This is a genomic window from Pseudomonas sp. SIMBA_067, assembly GCF_046534675.1.
In the GTDB taxonomy this organism is placed as follows: Bacteria; Pseudomonadota; Gammaproteobacteria; order Pseudomonadales; family Pseudomonadaceae; genus Aquipseudomonas; species Aquipseudomonas putida.
This window is the reverse complement of record NZ_JAWRYH010000014.1, coordinates 107,225-126,822: the sequence shown is the minus strand read 5'-3', so window position 1 is coordinate 126,822 and position 19,598 is coordinate 107,225. Positions and strand designations below refer to the sequence as shown.

Genomic DNA, 19,598 nt, shown 5'->3' with positions numbered 1-19,598 from the left:
TATGGCCCGTGGGGTTAACAAAGTCATTCTGGTCGGCACCTGTGGCCAGGATCCCGAAGTCCGCTACCTGCCCAACGGTAACGCCGTGACCAACCTGAGCCTGGCTACCAGCGAGCAGTGGACCGACAAGCAGTCGGGCCAGAAGGTCGAGCGTACCGAGTGGCACCGTGTGTCGCTGTTCGGCAAGGTTGCCGAAATTGCCGGCGAGTACCTGCGCAAGGGTTCGCAGTGCTACATCGAAGGCAAGCTGCAGACCCGCGAGTGGGAAAAAGACGGTATCAAGCGCTACACCACCGAGATCATCGTCGACATCAACGGCACCATGCAGCTGCTTGGCGGCCGTCCGCAAGGCCAGCAGCAAGGCGGCGACCCGTACAACCAGGGTGGCGGCAACTACAACCAGGGTGGCGGCCAGCAGCAACAGTACAACCAGGCACCGCCTCGCCAGCAGGCCCAGCGTCCGCAACAGGCCCCTCAGCGCCCAGCGCCCCAGCAGCCTGCGCCGCAGCCGGCCGCCGACTTCGACAGCTTCGATGACGATATTCCGTTCTGATTCGAGCGGTCAGGCGTCACGCAAAACCAGAAACCCAGGGCAGTTGCCCTGGGTTTTTTTATGTGTGAATTCAGGCATCGCCATCCAGCGCCGCCTGGGCGAATTGCGCGTCCAGTTCCGGCGTAGCGCCGCTGATGCCGATGCCACCGATGTGCTGGCCGTCGCCATCGATGATCGGCAAACCGCCTCCCAACAGGGTGAAGCCTGGCAAGGACGCGTAGGGATTGGCTGGTAGTGCCGCGCTGCGGTCCGCCAGCGAGCTGGAGGAAAGCGGAAAGCGGGCAGAAGTCGAGGCCTTGAGTTGCGCGACCTGGATGCTGCCGCTGCTGGTGCCGTCCATACGGTGGAAGTGCTTCAGGTTGCCATGGCTGTCGACGATGCTGATGACGATGGCATGACCGTGGGCACGGGCTGCGCGCTCGGCGTTGGCGGCCATTGTTCGAGCAGCTTCGGAAGTGATGGGGGACGTAGGGGTGGTTTTCGGAGGGTCCGCCAGCGACGGTGCTGCCATTAATAGCGAGACCATCAAGAGTGTGACGCGGCTGAAGTTCTTGTTCATGTGAGCACCATCCCTAGGATTTTTCGCGAAGCTAGCAAGCAACAGTCACCCTTGGATGTAGTCCGTTTCTGAAGTTGACGTGGGGCTACTGCCTGGCAGATGGCTTTTTTGCTTTTGGTTACATGTCAGGTAATGAAGTGCGCCTCTAGGTACTCAGGCAACCACAAGCCATGCACCAACTGCATCGCCCCTGACCCAGGTCATCGCACGTTTCGGATTCTTGACTAGTCTTACCTGTTGGCGGCCGTCAAAACCGCCACCGTGACTACCAAGAGGCGCCGGCCATGTTCCGCGCGTCCACCACCTGATCAGGAGTGCACGATGGACCTCAACCGTCGGCAATTCTTCAAGGTCGCCGCCGTCGGCCTTGGAGGCTCGAGCCTGGCGGCGTTGGGCATGGCCCCGACGCCGGCATTCGCCGAGCAGGTGCGTCACTTCAAGCTGGCGCATACGAAAGAAGCCCGTAACACCTGCCCCTACTGCTCGGTCGGCTGTGGCCTGATCATGTACAGCCAGGGTGATGCGGGCAAGAACGTCAAACAGAGCATCATCCATATCGAAGGTGACGCCGACCACCCGGTCAACCGCGGCACTCTTTGCCCGAAAGGCGCCGGCCTGCTGGACTTTATCCACAGCCCAAGCCGCCTGCAGTACCCCGAGGTACGCAAGCCGGGTAGCAAGGAGTGGGTGCGGGTGAGCTGGGACGAGGCGCTCGACCGCGTCGCCGACCTGATGAAGCAGGACCGCGACGCCAACTTCATCGAGAAGAACGCCCAGGGGCAAACCGTCAACCGCTGGCTTACCACCGGTTTTCTTGCTGCCTCCGCCGCCTCCAGCGAGGCTGGCTACCTGACCCACAAGGTCGTCCGCGCAACAGGCATGCTGGGGTTCGATAACCAGGCACGTGTCTGACATGGCCCGACGGTGGCAAGTCTTGCCCCGACGTACGGCCGTGGCGCCATGACCAATCACTGGTCCGATATCGCCAACGCGAATCTGGTCCTGGTGATGGGTGGCAACGCAGCAGAAGCGCATCCGTGCGGCTTCAAATGGGTGACCGAGGCCAAGGCGCACAACAACGCGCGGCTGATTGTGGTCGACCCACGGTTTACCCGTACCGCTTCGGTGGCGGACTACTACGCGCCGATCCGTACCGGTACCGACATCGCCTTCATGGGCGGGCTGATCAATTACCTGCTGAGCACCGACAAGATCCAGCACGAATACGTGCGCAACTACACCGACGTGTCGTTCATCGTCAAAGAGAGCTATGGCTTCGAGGACGGGCTGTTCAGCGGCTACGACGAGGCCAAGCGCGTGTATGCCGACAAATCCGGTTGGGGTTACGAGCTGGGTGAGGACGGTTTTGCCAAGGTCGACCCGACCCTGCAGCACCCACGTTGCGTGTTCCAGCTGATGAAGCAGCATTACAGCCGCTACACCCCTGAGCTGGCGAGCATGATCTGTGGCATGCCACAGGACGCCATGATGAAGGTCTGGGAAGAGATCGCCACCTGCTCGGTACCGGGCAAGACCATGACGATTCTCTATGCACTGGGCTGGACGCAACACTCGATCGGTGCGCAGATCATCCGCAGCGCGGCCATGGTCCAGCTGCTGCTGGGCAACGTCGGTATGCCAGGTGGCGGGGTCAACGCACTGCGCGGGCATTCCAACATCCAGGGCCTGACCGACCTCGGCCTGCTGTCGAACTCGCTGCCGGGTTACCTGACCCTGGCTGGGGATGCCGAGCAGGACTACGCCACCTACATCGACAAGCGCGCATCCAAACCGCTGCGCCCGGGGCAACTGTCGTACTGGCAGAACTACGGCAAGTTCCACGTCAGCCTGATGAAGGCATGGTACGGCGCCAACGCCACGGCAGAAAACAACTGGGGTTATGACTGGCTGCCCAAGCTCGACGTGCCTGCCTATGACGTGCTGCGCATGTTCGAGATGATGAGCCAAGGCAAGGTCAACGGCTACGTGTGCCAAGGCTTCAACCCGATCGCTGCGCTGCCGGACAAGAACCGCGTGACTGCGGCATTGGGCAAGCTCAAGTGGCTGGTGATCATGGACCCGCTGGCTACCGAAACCTCGGAGTTCTGGCGCAACGCCGGGCCATTCAACGATGTCGATACTGCCAGTATCCAGACCGAAGTGATCCGCCTGCCCACCACCTGCTTCGCCGAGGAGGATGGCTCGCTGGTCAACAGCAGCCGCTGGCTGCAATGGCACTGGAAGGGCGCCGACGGCCCGGGTGAGACCCGTACCGACGTGCAGATCATGAGCGGGCTGTTCCTGCGCATGCGCCAACGCTACCAGGCCGAGGGCGGTGCCTACCCTGACGCGATGATGAACATCAGCTGGCCGTACAAGATTCCTGAAGAGCCATCCCCGGAGGAGCTGGCCAAGGAGATGAACGGCTGGGCAGTCACCGACCTTACCGACGCCACCGGCGCCACGCTCAAAGCCGGCCAGCAGCTGTCGGGCTTCGGGCAATTGAAGGACGATGGCAGCACCGCGTCCGGCTGCTGGATCTTCGCCGGCAGCTGGACCGAGCAGGGCAACCAGATGGCCCGTCGTGACAACAGCGACCCCTACGGCATGCATCAGGTGCAGAACTGGGCCTGGGCCTGGCCGGCCAACCGCCGCATCCTCTACAACCGTGCCTCCAGTGACCCGCAAGGCAAGCCGTGGGACCCGGAGAAAAAGCGCCTGGTGTGGTGGAACGGCAAGGCCTGGACCGGCACCGACGTGCCGGACTTCAAGGTCGACTCGCCACCGGAAGCGGGGATGAACCCGTTCATCATGAACCCTGAAGGCGTGGCGCGCTTCTTCGCCATCGACAAGATGGCCGAAGGCCCGTTCCCCGAGCATTACGAGCCATTCGAAACGCCGATTGGCATCAACCCGCTGCACCCGCAGAACAAGAAGGTGGTCAGCAACCCGGCCGGGCGCATCTTCGACTCTGTGTGGGACACCCTCGGCACCCACGACGAGTTCCCCTATGCGGCGACCACCTACCGGCTCACCGAGCACTTCCACTTCTGGAGCAAGCATTGCCGGCTCAACGCCATTGCCCAGCCGGAGCAGTTTGTCGAGATCGGCGAGGTACTCGCCAATGAGAAAGGCATCAAGGCCGGCGACCGGGTGCGGGTGTCGAGCAAGCGCGGGCATATCGATGCGGTGGCGGTGGTGACCAAGCGGATTCGCCCGCTGCAGGTCAACAACCAGACCGTGCACCAGATCGGCATCCCGTTGCACTGGGGCTTCACCGGTGCAACGCGGCATGGCTACCTGACCAACACACTGGTGCCATTCCTGGGTGACGGCAACACGCAGACGCCAGAGTCCAAGTCGTTCCTCGTCAAAGTGGAGAAACTCTGATGGCCAGCCAAGACATCATCGCCCGCTCGGCCACCACCACCGTACCGCCTTCGGTACGCCAGCAGCAGGAAGTCGCCAAGCTGATCGACACCACCAAGTGCATCGGCTGCAAGGCCTGCCAGGTGGCGTGTTCGGAGTGGAACGAACTGCGTGACGAGGTCGGCCACAACCACGGCACCTACGACAACCCCCAGGACCTCACTGCCGAGACCTGGACCCTGATGCGCTTTACCGAGCACGAGCGCGACGACGGTAACCTGGAGTGGCTGATCCGCAAGGATGGTTGCATGCACTGCGCCGACCCAGGTTGCCTGAAGGCCTGCCCGAGCCCGGGGGCGATCATCAAGCACGCCAACGGCATCGTCGACTTCAACCAGGACCACTGCATCGGTTGCGGTTACTGCATCACCGGCTGCCCGTTCAACATCCCGCGCATCTCGCAGAAGGACCACAAGGCGTACAAGTGCACGCTGTGTTCCGACCGCGTGAGCGTGGGCCTGGAGCCGGCCTGCGTGAAAACCTGCCCGACCGGGGCGATCGTGTTCGGCAGCAAGGACGAGATGAAGGTGCACGCCGCCGAGCGCATCGTCGACCTGAAGTCGCGGGGCTACGACAAGGCCGGGCTGTACGACCCGGATGGCGTCGGTGGCACCCACGTGATGTACGTGCTGCACCATGCCGACACGCCGAAGCTGTACGCCGGCCTGCCGGACCAGCCGGTGATCAGCCCGCTTGTGGGGCTGTGGAAGGGCTTCACCAAACCGCTGGCGCTGCTGGCCATGGGCGCGGCGGTATTGGCCGGGTTCTTCCACTACGTGCGGGTTGGCCCGCAGCGGGTAGAGGAGGACGAGCACCCAGCGCCGCCCGATGACAGCGTGCACCAGGTAGATCCGGCGGTGCATGTCTACGATCCGAAGCAGCCCGGTGGGCAAGGGGAGCAGCGGCCATGAACGACAACAAACCCATCCTGCGCTACAACGCCAACGAGCGGACCAACCACTGGATTGTCGCCATCCTGTTCTTCATGGCCGGGCTTTCCGGGCTGGCGCTGTTTCACCCGGCGCTGTTCTGGTTAAGCCATCTGTTCGGCGGTGGGCCGTGGACGCGCATCCTGCACCCGTTCATGGGTGTGGCGATGTTCGTGTTTTTCCTCGGCCTGGTGTTCCGCTTCTGGCGCGCCAACTTCATCACCGCCAACGACCGCCTGTGGTTGCGTCGCATTGATCGGGTGATGGTCAACCGCGAAGACGGCGTGCCCCCCATTGGTAAATACAACGCCGGGCAGAAACTGCTGTTCTGGACGCTATTGCTGTGCATGCTGGTGTTGTTGATCAGCGGTGTGGTGATCTGGCGGGCCTATTTCAGTCACTTCTTTGATATAGGCTCGATTCGCCTGGCATCGCTTGCCCACGCACTGGCGGGCTTCGTGCTGATCCTCAGCATCATCGTGCACATCTACGCCGGCATCTGGATCAAGGGCTCGATCGGCGCCATGCTGCATGGCTGGGTCAGCCGCCCCTGGGCGCGCAAGCACCATGCGTTGTGGTACCGCGAAGTGACCGGCGACAAGACGCCGGGCGATCACGGACGAAAAGAAGGATGAGCGCTTGAGCACGATACTTGAACCCGGGCAGATCGAAGCGTCGGCGGTAGCGCCGCCGTTCCTGCATCTGCCCCCCGCCAATCTGTTCGAACTGCGCGCTGCGCGCCTTGAGCAACTGGCCGATGGCAATGCCCTTGGCGACTATCTGCGGCTGATCGCGCAGTTGTGCCGCATCCAGCAGCAGCTTGTGGATAACCCACCCGGTCGTATGCCGGTGGCCGAGGAGCGTCAACGCCTGTGCATAAGTCATGGCTTGCCGCCGCTGGCGGCCGACAGCCTGGTGCGTGAAGGGCCTTGGCTTGTCTGGTTGCAGGCCCTGCTGGAGCACTGCAGCGGCGCTACAGGCGGCCCGTTGGGTGAAGCATTGCAGGTGCTGCGCAGCAGTGATGACCATCAGCGCAAGGGCTGGGGCATCGCCTTGCTGGCGGGCCAGTACGACGCGGTGCCTGCGGCATTGGTGCCGTTTTTGGGCGCTGCGTTGCAGGCGGCCTGGTCCAGTTGGTTGCTGGCGCTCCCGGCGCCGGAGCTCAAACCCGCCGGTAGCCTGGCCCAGTGTCCGGCGTGCGGTTCGCCGGCAATGGCCGGGGTGGTGCGTAACCGCGGCAAGCACAATGGCTTGCGCTATCTGGCCTGTTCGCTGTGTGCCTGTGAATGGCATGTGGTGCGGGTCAAGTGTGTGTACTGCGAGTCGAGCAAGGACTTGCGCTACACCAGCCTTGAAGATGACCGCCATGCGCCGGGCAAGGCACCGCTGCGTGCGGAGTGCTGCCCCGGGTGCAATACGTACCTGAAGCAGAATTATCTGGAAAACGACGCTGCGGCCGAGGCGCTGGCCGACGACCTGGCCAGCCTGGCGCTGGATATGCGCCTGGACGAGGAGGGCTTCCATCGCCTGGCACCAAACCTGATGCTCGCGCCGGGTGGTGGCTGAGTGTCTACACTGAAACACCGAGTTGCCTTCTTCGCGGGTAAACCCGCTTCGCGGACCCTGTGGGAGCGGATTCACCCGCGAAGAGGCCAGTACAGACACCGGATTAGCCAAGGTAGTACCGCATGTCTTCAAGCCTCGCCAGCGACACCCTACGCCTGCCTTCCATCGACACCCTCCTGCGCCACCCGGCCGGCCTCGCACTGATCGACCGCCACGGCCGCGACGCGGTCCTGGCCACCCTGCGCCAGCTGCTCGACGACCTGCGCGCCCCCGCCCGCAACGGTGAACTCACCCCCGCCGAACTGGCCCCCGAGATCCTCTTGGGCCGCACCGGCGAACGCCTGGCCGTTCAGCAGCGCAGCCAGGTCCGCCGCGTGTTCAACCTCACCGGCACCGTACTGCACACCAACCTCGGTCGTGCTCTGTTGCCCGAAGAAGCCATCGAGGCCATGCAAACCGCCGCCCGCTATCCCCTCAATCTGGAATTCGACCTGGCTACCGGTAAGCGCGGCGACCGTGACGATTTGATCGAAGGTTTGATCCGCGAGTTGACCGGCGCCGAAGCCGTCACCGTAGTCAACAACAATGCCGCCGCTGTGCTGCTGGCGCTCAACAGCCTGGGCGCGCGCAAGGAGGGCATCATCTCCCGCGGCGAGTTGATCGAGATCGGCGGTGCCTTTCGTATCCCCGACATCATGGCCCGTGCCGGTGTGAAACTGCACGAGATCGGCACCACCAACCGCACCCACGCCCGCGACTACGAAGCTGCCATCGGCCCACGTACCGGCCTGCTGATGCGGGTACATTGCAGCAACTACAGCATCCAGGGCTTCACTACTCAGGTGCCCACGGCCGAGCTGGCGCGCATCGCCCACCAACATGAGCTGCCGCTGCTCGAAGACCTGGGCAGCGGCAGCCTGCTAGACCTTACCCGTTGGGGCTTGCCCGCCGAGCCGACGGTGCGTCAGGCACTGGCTGACGGCGCCGATATCGTCACCTTCAGTGGCGACAAACTGCTGGGCGGGCCGCAAGCCGGGATCATCGTCGGTCGCAAGGACTTGATTGCCAGGATCAAGAAAAACCCGCTAAAGCGTGCGCTGCGCGTCGACAAGATCACCCTCGCTGCACTCGAAGCGGTGCTGGCGCTGTACCGTAACCCCGACCGCCTGGCCGAGCGCCTGCCCAGCCTGCGTCTGCTGACCCGCAGCCAGGCCGAGATACAGGCCCAGGCCGAGCGCCTGGCCCCTGGGCTAAAGGCTCACCTCGGTGAGCAGTGGGCTGTCAGCGTGGAGCCCGCGCTGGGCATGATCGGCAGTGGCAGCCAGCCGGTGGCGCGCTTGCCCAGTGCAGCCCTGTGCCTGCGCCCGCAGGTGTCGAAGAAGTTGCGAGGACGCAGCCTGCATGTGCTGGAACGGGCACTGCGTGAACTACCGGTGCCGGTGCTTGGCCGTATCGATGACGACGCCCTGTGGCTGGACTTGCGCCAACTGGATGACGAGCTCCAGTGGCTGGCGCAGTTGCCCGCCCTGCAACTGGGGCCGGTGCAGTGATCGTCGGTACCGCCGGCCATATCGACCACGGCAAGACCGCACTGCTGCAGGCGCTGACCGGGCAGGCCGGCGACCAGCGTCATGAGGAGCGTGCCCGCGGCATGACCATCGACCTGGGGTACCGCTACGCGCCCCTGGTCGAAGGTGCACCGCTGACCGGTTTCATCGACGTACCGGGCCACGAGCGCTTTATCCACAACATGCTGGCCGGTGCCCACGGTATCGACCTGGTGTTGTTGGTGGTGGCTGCCGACGACGGGGTCATGCCGCAGACCCGCGAGCACCTGGCGATCATCGAGCTGTTGGGCATTCCTCAGGCCTTGGTGGCGATCAGCAAATGTGACCGGGTCGAGCCGGCGCGCCTGGCCGAAGTGCGGGCGCAAGTCAGCGAACTGCTGGCGCCCGGGCCGTATGCCGGTGCGCGGCAGTTTCCCGTCTCCAGCATCAACGGGGTAGGCATAGACGCGCTGCGTCAGGCCTTGCTGGAGGCCGAAGCAGCGGTGCGCAAGCGCAGCGCTGGTGGCGGTTTTCGCCTGGCCGTCGACCGCGCTTTCGCGGTTACCGGTGCCGGCGTGGTGGTCACGGGCACGGCGCTGGCCGGGCGGGTCAGTGCCGGCGACACCTTATTGCTGGGCAAGGCCGGCAAACCGGTGCGGGTGCGTGGTCTGCATGCGCAGAACCAGGCCGCGCTGGTGGCCGAGGCAGGCCAGCGAGTGGCGTTGAATATCACGGCCGAACGGCTGGCGATGGAGCAGCTGCATCGGGGCGACTGGCTGGTGCCCGAGTGGCTGCACGCGCCCAGCGTACGCGTCGATATCGAGTTGAACCTGCTGCCGGGCGAGCCCCGTACGTTTGAACATTTCAGCGCTGTACACGTGCACCTCGGCACCCAGGATGTAACGGCCCGCGTGGCCTTGCTCGAAGGTGAGTCCTTGGCAGCGGGGCAGCGTATGTTCGCCCAGTTACTGCTCAATGCGCCGTTGCAGGCCGTGCACGGCGATCGCCTGGTGTTGCGTGACCAGCGTGCCCAGCGCACCTTGGGGGGCGGCAAAGTACTCGACCCATTCGCGCCAAGCCGGCAGCGCCGCAGCGATGAACGCCTGCGCCAGTTGCAGGTGCTACGGGATGCCGAGGACCTGGAACAGGCCCTGCCTGCGCTGCTCGCCAGCGCTCTCGGTGGCATCGATCCCCAGCGGCTTGAGCGGCAGTTCAATCGCCTGCGCGCAACCTGGCAGTTGCCAGAAGGGGTATTGGTGGTGGCCACGCGGCAGGGGCAGCTGCTGTTCGCCAACGCCCAGTGGCAGGCGCTGAAGCAACAGGTGCTGGAGCACTTGGCGCGGTTCCATGAGCAAGAGCCTGACCAACTGGGCCCGGACCGTGATCGCCTGCGTCGCTTTGCGGCCTTGCCGCTGGAGCGGCCGGCATTCGTCAGCCTGCTGGATGAACTGCTCGATGACGGCGCCATCGCCAGCAGCGGGCCTTGGCTGCATTTGCCCGATCACAAGGTGCAGTTGAGCGAAGCCGACAGTGCGTTGTGGGCGCGCTTGCAGCCGAAGTTGCTGGAGGGACAATACGATCCGCCCTGGGTCAGGACGCTGGCAACTGAGGAGAATTGCGCCGAAGCCGACGTGCGCCTGCTGCTGCGCAAGCTGGCTAGGCTTGGTGTGGTGCACCAGGTGGTGCGTGACCTGTTCTACCCAGAGGCGACGCTACAGCGCATGGCAGAGCTGTTGCTGGGGCAGGCCAGCGAAACGCCGATAGTGCAGGTGGCCGCGTTTCGCGATATGTTGGGCATCGGTCGCAAGCGCAGTGTGCAGATTCTGGAATATTTCGACCGCATCGGCCTGACCCGGAGGGTGGCCGACCAGCGTCACATCCGCGCCGACAGCGCCCTGGCCCAGCAACAGGCCAGGCACTGAGTTCAAGGAAGGCAATCGCGCCCGGTGGCGCGGCCGGGCTTCAAACCCGGTTGGGGACGGCAGCCGTTCCCGGGCAGGTTCGACTCCCGCTGCCTTCCGCCATTTTCATTCGCCTGTCGGGGCTCTACGGGGCGCTTCACAGCCCTTGGGACTTGCACGGTACCTGTGGGAGCGGGTTCACCCGCGAAGAGGCCCTGAAGGGTGAAGCCTAAGCCCGCTCCCCACACAGATCCAGGGCAAACCACTGTTCTGCAGTATCCACATCCAACCCCGCCCCCAGCAGCGCAACCATCTTGCCCAGCGCCGCCTCACGGGTCATGCCACCGCCACTGACCAGCCCGGCCCCACGCAAGCGGTTACCCGCCGCATAGGTATCGAACACCACCGAACCCTCAGGGCACTGGCTGATCGCTGCCAACATCACGCCACGCTGGCGCGCCGCCCGCAGCACATTCAGCAGCGCCTGGTCATCCGACGGCCCGGTACCGCTGCCGTAGCACTCCAGCAGCAAACCCTGCACACCACTGTCGATCAAGGCCTGCAAGTGCCCGGCCTGCAGCCCGGGGAACACCGGCACTATCGCCAGGTTGACCGGCTGGCGCGGGTGCTTGTAGCCAAGCTCGGCGGGAATCGCCCCGGCCCGCTCGCCGTCGCGATGGCGCGGCAACGCAGCAAAGGCATCGAACGCCTCGCTGCGAAGCTTCGACGCCCGGCAGCCATGCAGCAGCTGATCGTGGAAGTACAGCTGCACGCCATTCTCCAGCCCTTGTTCGAACTGGCGCAGCGCACCGCACAGGTTGGCCCAGGCATCGCTGTCTGCGGCACCTGCCGGCAGCATCGAGCCGGTCAGCAGCACCGGGACTGGGAGGCCCAGCAGCAAAAACGACAACGCCGCGGCGCTGTAAGCCATGCTGTCGGTGCCATGCAACACCAGCACGCCATCATGGCCTGCCACATCCACCGCTTCGACGATGGCATCGCGCATCGCCAGCCAGTTGTGCTGTTGCATGTTGGCGCTGTCGAGCAGCGGGTTCAGCTCCTGAAGCGACCAGTGCATCTGGGGGGCATCGGCCATCTTGGCAAAGTGCTCACGCATCCGCGCTTCGAAGCCACCGGCTGGCGCCAGGCCTTCCGAGGTTTCGAGCATGCCGATGGTGCCACCGGTATAGAGAACGAGAAGATTCTTTACTGCACGCATGGAAAACATCCGTAGCGGTGAGCCGAGAAAGAAAAGCCGCCCGCAGAAGGGGCGGCTGGGCAGGGGAGGATATCAGCGCTGCGGCTGAGCCTGGACAGCTGCTTTGTCAGCGGCTGTTTCCACCTGCGGGTTGGCAGGCCAGGCATTGCGGTCCAGGTCCAGGTCGGCGAACTTGCTCGAGTCGAACACAGGCTGGCCGATACCGGCTTTGCGCTGGTCGTCGTAGTCACGCATGACGCGCAGGCCGACCTTGAACAGCAGGGCCAAGGCCACCAGGTTGACGAAAGCCAGGCAGGTCATGGTGATATCGGCGAAGGCGAACACGGTCGACAGGTCTTGCATCGAGCCCCATACCACCAGTGCCAGCACCAGGCCACGAAACACCATCAGCACCACGCGGTTGCGGGTGAGGAACTGCAGGCTGTTCTCGCCCAGGTAGTAGTTGTAGAGGATGCAGGTGAACACGAACAGCGACAGCGCCACGCTGACGAACACACGGCCCCAGTCACCGACCACGGCGGCCAGCGAGTTCTGGGTCAGGACAATGCCGTCACCCTCGAAGCCCGGGGTGTAGAAGCCCGACAGCAGGATCAGCAGCGCGGTGCAGGTGCAGATCACGAAGGTATCGAGGAACACACTGAAGGCCTGGACCACGCCCTGGGCGCCCGGGTGTTTCACGGCTGCCACGGCGGCGACGTTCGGCGCACTGCCCAGGCCCGCTTCGTTGGCAAACACGCCACGCTTCACGCCCATGACGATGGCGCTGCCGAGCAGGCCGGCGAACGCTGGGTCGAGGCCGAAGGCGCTCTTGAAGATGGTTTCCAGCATGGCCGGCACGTGTTCGATCTGGGTGCCGATCACGTACAGGGTCACGCCGATGTAGGCCAAGGTCTTGATCGGTACCAGCAGGTCCGACACTGCGGCGATGCGCTTGATGCCGCCGATGAAGGTGATGGCCAGCAGCACTGCCAGGACGATACCGGTCTGGCTTGGGGCAAAGTCAAAGGCGTTCTGCAGCGAGTGGGTCACGGTGTACGACTGCAGGCCGATGAAGGCGAAGCCGTAGGTGACCAGCAGCAGGATCGAGAACACGATGGCCATGCTTTTGCGCTTCAGGCCATGCTGGATGTAGTAGGCCGGGCCGCCACGGTACAGGCCGTCGCCGTCGGCGCGCTTGTAGACCTGGGCCAGGGTGCATTCGAAGAAGCTGCTGGACATGCCCACCAGCGCGGTGACCCACATCCAGAACACGGCGCCCGGGCCACCCAGGGTCACAGCGATACCGACACCGGCAATGTTACCGGCGCCAACGCGGCCGGCCAGGCTCAACATCAGGGCCTGGAAGGAGCTCAGCTGGCCTGCCTGGCCACGCAGCGATTCCTTGAACACGGTGAACATGTGGCCGAAATGGCGGAACTGAACGAAACGCGAACGGATAGTGAAGTAGCTACCCAGCCCTACGATCAGCACGATGAGGAGTTTCCCTGAAAGGAAATCGTTGAGTACTTCGAGCATTGGAAAATGACCTCGATTCTTATTCTTCGTGTGGAATGACCAGCGGACGGCAGGCGCACCGCTATTCGTTGGGGCGAATGGTTGGCCATGACAAGAGCCGTTACAATTTCGCGGGTTGCTCTGACTTGATGCGACTTGATGCTACAATTGCGTCATTCGCGTCACCTGGATTCCGCACATGAGCGATCATTTCGCCACCAACCTCAAACTGGCCTGCAGCCACTACCGCTCTATCTCCGAAGTTTGCCGGCAGCTCTCTATCAACCGCGCGCAGTTCAACAAGTACCTGAGCGGTCAGAGCCGTCCGACGGCTTTCAACCTCAAGCGCATTGGCGACTTCTTCGGGGTTGAGGATTACGAACTGAACCTGCCGGCCGAGCAGTTCGCCCGGCTGATCGGCGCACGGGTGTCCACCTTGGCCGAGCAGCCCAGCGACCCGATCAGCGAACTGTTCCGCCCGCTGCATGATCATGCGGGCAACCTGTCGCGTTATTGCGGTTACTACTTCGAGTATTCCAACTGCATGTCGGTACCGGGCACGATCCTGGTGTCGCTGGTGCACCTGTGGGAGGAGCGCGGCCGTTTCCTGTTCGAGCGCCAGGAGCGCCAGGAGCGTTCCAGTGCCAACGACCAGCATGCCGAGGTACGTTGCCGCTACCTGGGCGCGGCGTTTCAGCTGCAGGACCGGGTGTTCCTCATCGACTACGAGTCGCTCACCTTCAACGAAATGAGCCAGACCATCCTCATCCCCAGCTTCAAAAGCCGCATCACCCGCCTGAACGGCCTCAAAGCCGGGGTTTCCAGCGGCGACCGGCGCAACCCGGCCTGCACCCGCGTGGTGTGGGAGTACCTGGGCGAGGAGATCAATCGCATCAATGCCTATCGGCAGGTGAAACTGTACCGGCCGGATGACCCACGTATAGATGATGATGTGCGTGAGCGTTTGAGTGTGGGGCCGTTGCGCAACAGTTTGTTCGAGATCGAGTAATGCTCAACAAGTCAGGCGTCTTCGAGGATGAATCCCGCCACGGCGCTGGCAACCTGATCCGCAATCGCTGGCGTACTGCGTAAGTGGGAAGCGATGCCATGGTCGCAGTCGGTAAGAAACAGGCATTGCAAACGCGCTGCTGGAACTGATTGCATCAGGGCCTGGGTAACTTCTTCAGGAATCGGGCTGTAGCGCTCGGCACCGGCCAGCCACAGGCTACCTGCACTGGTCCCCGGGTCTTTGCCGAAGCGTTGTGAGTTGAGCCCGTCATACTCGCCAATCACCATCAGCACTCTGCCTTGGAACTGCTTGAGGAAGGCGTAGCTGTCGCTGTCCAGAAAGCCGTAGGGTTTGCTGATGGCTGTGGTGAATGCCGGGCCAAACGGCGCCCGGTGGGCATCATCTGGATAAACCGCTGGGCAGATCAACACGATACTGTCCACTTGCGGCAACCGTGCTGCAAGTTTCAGCGTGATTGCCGCGCCCAGGCTGTGGCCGATCAGTGTTCGGCATCGAGGTGCGATATGCGTATGAAACCGCTGTGCCTCTTCGAGGTTGGTAGCCAGTGACGGTGCCACTGCGCCTGGCTCGCTAGCGAGGCTGTGACCAGAAAGATTGCCGGTAAGCGACCCGATGCCAGCGGCTTGCAAACGATAGAGCAGTGGGTTGAGCCGGGTAAAGTCCGAGCGCGCGCCACCCAGCACAAATGCCGGCGCTGCGCGCTCGGTATCAGGTACAAGCAACCGGGCCTGTTGCTGGTAGCTTCCGAATTGTTCGTCGATGAACAGCTCTTTGCCTGGGGCCGGCTCGTCGAATTGCCATTTCAGGCGCTGCTGGGTGCCAGTTTGCAAGTGCATGATGGTCTCTGCAAAGCCATGATTGGCGCTATTGTCACGCAAAAGAGGCTAGTCGAGATCTCCCCCTTGCGCGGCTGTACATTCTGCATTGACGGCAGGTGAAGCAGACGGTAATCAGCATCAGCAAATCCGTCCATGGCATTCACCGGGCCCTGCGTTGGACTTCCCCGCCCGGAAACCGCAAAATGGCCCCTTTCCTTCATTAACCTCTCGGATCTGCTGACTCTATGCGTATGCGCCTAATGCTGTTGGGTGGTGGCAATGCCCTCGGGCAAGCGCTGATTCGTCTTGGGGCCGAGGAGGACATTGCTTTCCTGGCGCCGCGCCCGCCCGAGAATGGCTGGACGCCGGCCAACCTCACCCAGTTGCTCGACGATCACCGCCCCGACGCCCTGGTCAACCTGGCCTATTACTTCGACTGGTTCCAGGCCGAGTCGGTCAGCGAGCAACGCCTGGCTCAACAGGAGCGGGCTGTGGAGCGGCTGGCAGAGCTGTGCCAGCACCACCAGATCACCCTGGTTCAACCTTCCAGCTACCGGGTCTTCGATGGTTCGCGGGCAACGGCCTACAGCGAAAAGGACGAGCCGGTGCCGCTGGGCCTGCGTGGCCAGGCGTTGTGGCGCATCGAACAGAGTGTGCGCGCAACCTGCCCGCAGCATGTGCTGCTGCGCTTCGGCTGGTTGCTCGACGAGAGCATCGACGGCGCGCTGGGCCGCTTCCTGACCCGTGCAGAGCAGCCGCAAGAACTGCTGCTGGCCGATGACCGGCGTGGTAACCCGACACCGGTCGACGATGCCGCACGGGTGATTCTGTCGGTGCTCAAGCAGCTCGATTGCAGTGCGCCGCTGTGGGGCACATACCATTACGCCGGCAACGAGGCGACCACGCCGCTGGCGCTAGGCCAGGCTATCCTTACCGAAGCAGGCCAATACCGCCAACTGGCGGTGCTGGCGCCGACACCGCAGGCCCATGCGGCACGGCCGGATGCCAGCGAAGAGCCGCAGAACGCTGTACTGGCCTGCAAGAAAATCCTTCATACCTTCGGCATCAAGCCGCGCGCCTGGCGCGCCGGCCTGCCGCCTTTACTGGACCGGTTCTACCGCCATGGCTGACGCCCCCATCCTGATCACCGGCGGTGCCGGCTTCATTGGCTCCCACCTGTGCGATGCGTTGTTGGACAAAGGCTACGCCGTACGCATTCTCGACGACTTCTCCACCGGCCGGCGCAGCAACCTGCAGGTTGACCACCCACGGCTGGAGCTGATTGAAGGCGATGTTGCCGACGCCGGGCTGGTCACGCAGGCTGCGGCAGGCTGCAGTGCTGTGGTGCACCTGGCGGCGGTGGCCTCGGTGCAGGCCTCGGTCGAAGACCCGGTGCGTACCCACCAAAGCAACTTCATTGGCACCCTCAATGTGTGCGAAGCCATGCGCGTGCAGGGTGTGCGCCGGGTGCTGTTCGCCTCCAGTGCGGCGGTGTACGGCAACAATGGCGAGGGTGAATCAATTGCCGAAGACACGCCCAAGGCGCCGCTGACGCCCTACGCCGTGGACAAGCTGGCCAGTGAGCAGTACCTGGACTTCTACCGCCGTCAGCATGGCCTGGAGCCGGTGGTGTTCCGTTTCTTCAATATCTTCGGGCCACGCCAGGACCCGTCCTCGCCGTATTCCGGGGTAATCAGCATCTTCTGCGAGCGCGCAGTGCAGGGCTTGCCGATCACCATCTTCGGCGATGGCGAGCAGACCCGCGATTTCCTCTACGTGGGCGACCTGGTGCAGGTGATGGTGCAGGCACTGGAGCAGCCGCAGGTCGAGGAGGGGGCGGTGAACATCGGCCTCAACCAGGCCACCTCGCTGAACCAGTTGCTGGTGGCGCTGGAGAAGGTGGTGGGCAGCTTGCCGGCGATCAGCCATGTGGCGGCGCGTTCGGGTGATATTCGCCATTCGCGGGCGGACAACCAGCGGTTGCTGGCGCGGTTCGAGTTTCCGCAGGCGACGCCGATGGTCGAGGGCTTGGCCAAGCTTCTCGGTAAAAGCTGAACTTTTGGGGCTGCTGCGCAGCCCCAAAAATCACCCATGCCGCACAACCCTGCGCAGGCAATCCTCGGCCCCCAGTACCCGCCCATCCAAAGCTCGCACCTGCAAAGTCTCGATAGCCTGCCCTTTGGCAGCCTCGACCAATTCAGAACGCGCTTCACCCGCCTCAAACAGATACCGCTCCCCCCACTGCCTCAAGCCAACCACGACCGGAAACACCGACCGCCCTTTCTCGGTCAGCACATATTCCTTGTAGGCACTGCCATCCGATGCCGGCTGTGTCATCAGCAACCCGCTTTCCACCAGCAGCTTGAGCCGTGAGGCGAGGATGTTCTTCGCCAGCCCCAGGTTCTTCTGAAACTCACTGAACCGCCGCAAGCCGTCGAAGGCGTCGCGCAGGATCATCAGTGCCCAGCGATCACCCAATACCTCCAGGGCTCGGGCCACGGGGCATTGGGCATTGTTTTCATCGAGCATGGGGTGGGCCTTTCCTGATTGTCTGGTTGCAGATTAAAACCACATTTGTTAAATAGCCAGAAGTGGTTTCAAATCGAAACCAAATTGACGAGGCCTGACCGATGACATCTGCGCTGACACGCGGGCTAACCCTGCTGCTTGCCATCACCAGCGCCATGGCGGTGGCCACGGTCTACTTCGCCCAACCTTTGCTTGAATCGATGGCCGCCGACCTTGGTGTGGCGCAACAGCAAATTGGCTGGGTTGTCGGCGCGACCCAGGCAGGTTATGCCCTGGGGCTGCTATTGATCGTGCCACTGGGGGACCTGATCGACCGCAAACGCCTGTTGCTGGGCCAGTTGCTGTTTTCTGCCCTGGCGCTGGTCGGCGTCGGCATGGCGCCCAACTGGGCGATGTTGCTGCTGGCCTTGGCCATCACCGGGCTGATGGCTGTCATGGTGCAGATAATGGTGGCGCATGCGGCCAGCCTGGCTTCACCCGGTGCGCAGGGGCAGGCCGTGGGCACCGTCACCAGTGGCGTGGTACTGGGGATTCTATTGGCGCGCCTGGTGGCAGGTGGGCTTGCTGACTTGGCCGGTTGGCGCAGTGTGTATCTGGTCGCCGCAGGGCTGCTGACGCTGCTGGCCCTGGTGCTGTGGCGCAGCCTGCCCGGTGGGCAGCCGCTCGTACACCGGCCTGGCTACCGGGCGTTGATCGTGTCCCAGTTCCGTTTGTATCGGGAAGACAGGCTGCTGCGCCAGCGCGGCGTGTTTGGCGTATTGATCTTCGCTGCGTTCAGCGTGCTGTGGAGTGCCATGGTCATGCCCCTCAGCGCTGCGCCATTTGTGTTGAGCCATACCCAGATTGGCCTGTTCGGCCTGGCAGGTGTTGTGGGGACGTTGGCGGCTGCGCGCGCCGGTCGCTTGGCCGACCAGGGGCTGGGAGAGCGCACCACCGGGTTGGCGCTGGCGCTGCTGACGCTGTCGTGGTTGCCCACAGCTTTTGTCGGGCAGTCGCTGATGGCCTTTGTGCTAGGTGTGCTGATGCTGGACTTTGCCGTGCAGGCGGTGCATGTCACCAACCAGAGCCTTTTGCTGGCAGGGCGTGGCGCGATGGCCAGCCGCTTGATCGGCGCCTACATGTGCTGCTATTCGCTTGGCAGCGGGCTGGGGGCGGTGCTTGCGAGTTGGGTGCATGCCCATTGGGGGTGGGCTGCGGTGTGTGGGCTTGGCATGGCCTTCAGTGCGGCAGCGCTGGGCTACTGGCTATGGCTGCAACGCGCGAGGGCGGCCGAAGCCGCCCTGCAGGGTTCAGGTCAGAACTTGTAGCCAAGGCCGACCATGTACACCCACGGGTCGACATCGACGTCGACCTTGGTCTTGCTGTAGCCCAGCGCGGTCGGGCCGTTTACGCTGGCTTTGGTGTCGATGTCGACGTACCAGACCGAGGCGTTGACCAGCAAGTTTTCGGTCAGCATGTAGTCCATGCCCAGTTGGCCGGCAATACCGACCGAATCCTGCAGCTTGAGGTTGCTGAAGCCTTGTTGCTTGCGTGCGCTGCTCAGGTCTTCGTCGAAGAACAGGGTGTAGTTGATACCCACACCGGCGTACGGCTGGAAGCGCGAATTCGGCTCCATCGGGTAGTACTGCAGCGACAGGGTCGGTGGCAGTTGCTTGATGTCTGCCAGCTTGCCGTCCAGCCCGCCGCCCAGGCCTTTAACGCCGACGGTGTGCTTGAACGGGGTGGCTGCCAGCAGTTCCAGGCCAATGTGGTCGGTGAGCATGTAGGCAAAGGTCAGGCCCAGCTGGGTGTCGCTGTCCAGGGTCGCCTTGGTGCCCGACACCTTGTTGCCGTCGAACTTCAGGTCGCCGCTGCTTTCGTTCGGGGCGGTGGTGATGGCGCCTGCGCGCAAGATCATGTCCCCCGCCTGGTAGGCGTGGGCGGCAGGGGCGGCGAGCGCAAGGGCCACAAGCGAGGCGCCGAGCAAGGACTTGTTCATGGAAGCTCCCAAAGGACGTTATTAATCGAGTAGTCCAATGGTACGG

Annotated in this window: 17 protein-coding genes and 1 tRNA gene; 12 read left to right on the top strand and 6 right to left on the bottom strand. The window is 63.4% G+C overall.

Going from position 1 to position 19,598, the window contains the following annotated elements; genetic code table 11:
- The first annotated feature begins 1 nt into the window (after position 1).
- On the top strand, positions 2 to 553 hold the full coding sequence (locus SB765_RS24740) for a single-stranded DNA-binding protein (protein WP_016497749.1): 552 nt from the start codon (positions 2 to 4) through the stop codon (positions 551 to 553).
- A gap of 70 nt (positions 554 to 623) precedes the next feature.
- On the opposite strand, the gene SB765_RS24735 is transcribed toward SB765_RS24740, so the two are convergent.
- Positions 624 to 1,112: a GlcG/HbpS family heme-binding protein gene (locus SB765_RS24735; RefSeq protein WP_161774249.1), complete on the bottom strand. Its 489-nt coding sequence runs from the start codon at positions 1,110 to 1,112 to the stop codon at positions 624 to 626.
- 321 nt (positions 1,113 to 1,433) lie between these two features.
- Between SB765_RS24735 and fdnG the strand changes: the two genes are divergently transcribed.
- From fdnG to SB765_RS24700, 7 genes are all read left to right on the top strand, one after another.
- On the top strand, positions 1,434 to 4,502 hold the full coding sequence (gene fdnG / locus SB765_RS24730) for a formate dehydrogenase-N subunit alpha (protein ID WP_410932079.1): 3,069 nt from the start codon (positions 1,434 to 1,436) through the stop codon (positions 4,500 to 4,502).
- The gene (gene fdxH, locus SB765_RS24725) at positions 4,502 to 5,452 is read left to right on the top strand and encodes a formate dehydrogenase subunit beta (protein WP_063424888.1); all 951 of its coding nucleotides are present in this window, start codon (positions 4,502 to 4,504) and stop codon (positions 5,450 to 5,452) included. Before fdnG ends, fdxH begins: the two co-directional genes overlap by 1 nt.
- A complete protein-coding gene (locus SB765_RS24720) occupies positions 5,449 to 6,105 on the top strand; it encodes a formate dehydrogenase subunit gamma (RefSeq protein WP_132846736.1) in 657 nt (218 codons plus the stop codon). Before fdxH ends, SB765_RS24720 begins: the two co-directional genes overlap by 4 nt.
- A 4-nt stretch (positions 6,106 to 6,109) precedes the next feature.
- Positions 6,110 to 7,036 carry a formate dehydrogenase accessory protein FdhE gene (gene fdhE / locus SB765_RS24715; protein WP_341797425.1) on the top strand — a complete coding sequence of 309 codons (927 nt, stop codon included), beginning with the start codon at positions 6,110 to 6,112 and terminating at the stop codon, positions 7,034 to 7,036.
- Between the two features lie 122 nt (positions 7,037 to 7,158).
- Positions 7,159 to 8,586, top strand: coding sequence for an L-seryl-tRNA(Sec) selenium transferase (gene selA, locus SB765_RS24710; protein WP_341797426.1), 1,428 nt, complete (start codon positions 7,159 to 7,161; stop codon positions 8,584 to 8,586).
- On the top strand, positions 8,583 to 10,505 hold the full coding sequence (selB, locus tag SB765_RS24705; RefSeq protein WP_410912367.1) for a selenocysteine-specific translation elongation factor: 1,923 nt from the start codon (positions 8,583 to 8,585) through the stop codon (positions 10,503 to 10,505). The genes selA and selB overlap by 4 nt, the downstream gene beginning before the upstream one ends.
- Before the next feature lie 6 nt (positions 10,506 to 10,511).
- A tRNA-Sec gene (locus tag SB765_RS24700) sits at positions 10,512 to 10,607 on the top strand.
- Between the two features lie 106 nt (positions 10,608 to 10,713).
- On the opposite strand, the gene SB765_RS24695 is transcribed toward SB765_RS24700, so the two are convergent.
- Positions 10,714 to 11,703, bottom strand: coding sequence for an asparaginase (locus tag SB765_RS24695; RefSeq protein ID WP_410932078.1), 990 nt, complete (start codon positions 11,701 to 11,703; stop codon positions 10,714 to 10,716).
- A 72-nt stretch (positions 11,704 to 11,775) separates the two neighbouring features.
- Positions 11,776 to 13,218, bottom strand: coding sequence for an alanine/glycine:cation symporter family protein (locus SB765_RS24690; protein ID WP_019471904.1), 1,443 nt, complete (start codon positions 13,216 to 13,218; stop codon positions 11,776 to 11,778).
- Between the two features lie 178 nt (positions 13,219 to 13,396).
- On the opposite strand from SB765_RS24690, the gene SB765_RS24685 reads away from it, so the two are divergent.
- Positions 13,397 to 14,206, top strand: a complete 810-nt coding sequence (locus SB765_RS24685; RefSeq protein ID WP_043199392.1) for a helix-turn-helix domain-containing protein — start codon at positions 13,397 to 13,399, stop codon at positions 14,204 to 14,206.
- A gap of 11 nt (positions 14,207 to 14,217) precedes the next feature.
- On the opposite strand, the gene SB765_RS24680 is transcribed toward SB765_RS24685, so the two are convergent.
- On the bottom strand, positions 14,218 to 15,063 hold the full coding sequence (locus tag SB765_RS24680) for an alpha/beta hydrolase (protein WP_410932077.1): 846 nt from the start codon (positions 15,061 to 15,063) through the stop codon (positions 14,218 to 14,220).
- Positions 15,064 to 15,290: 227 nt separating this feature from the next.
- Between SB765_RS24680 and SB765_RS24675 the strand changes: the two genes are divergently transcribed.
- Both SB765_RS24675 and SB765_RS24670 read left to right on the top strand, forming a co-directional pair.
- Complete coding sequence (locus SB765_RS24675; protein WP_341797430.1) at positions 15,291 to 16,175, top strand: sugar nucleotide-binding protein; 885 nt, start codon at positions 15,291 to 15,293, stop codon at positions 16,173 to 16,175.
- Positions 16,168 to 17,100: an NAD-dependent epimerase/dehydratase family protein gene (locus tag SB765_RS24670; protein WP_341797431.1), complete on the top strand. Its 933-nt coding sequence runs from the start codon at positions 16,168 to 16,170 to the stop codon at positions 17,098 to 17,100. Before SB765_RS24675 ends, SB765_RS24670 begins: the two co-directional genes overlap by 8 nt.
- 30 nt (positions 17,101 to 17,130) lie before the next feature.
- On the opposite strand, the gene SB765_RS24665 is transcribed toward SB765_RS24670, so the two are convergent.
- On the bottom strand, positions 17,131 to 17,574 hold the full coding sequence (locus SB765_RS24665) for a winged helix-turn-helix transcriptional regulator (RefSeq protein WP_341797432.1): 444 nt from the start codon (positions 17,572 to 17,574) through the stop codon (positions 17,131 to 17,133).
- 101 nt (positions 17,575 to 17,675) lie between these two features.
- On the opposite strand from SB765_RS24665, the gene SB765_RS24660 reads away from it, so the two are divergent.
- A complete protein-coding gene (locus tag SB765_RS24660; RefSeq protein ID WP_410932076.1) occupies positions 17,676 to 18,881 on the top strand; it encodes an MFS transporter in 1,206 nt (401 codons plus the stop codon).
- On the opposite strand, the gene SB765_RS24655 is transcribed toward SB765_RS24660, so the two are convergent.
- The gene (locus SB765_RS24655; protein ID WP_016497769.1) at positions 18,869 to 19,552 is read right to left on the bottom strand and encodes an OmpW/AlkL family protein; all 684 of its coding nucleotides are present in this window, start codon (positions 19,550 to 19,552) and stop codon (positions 18,869 to 18,871) included. The genes SB765_RS24660 and SB765_RS24655 overlap by 13 nt on opposite strands.
- Positions 19,553 to 19,598 lie beyond the last annotated feature (46 nt).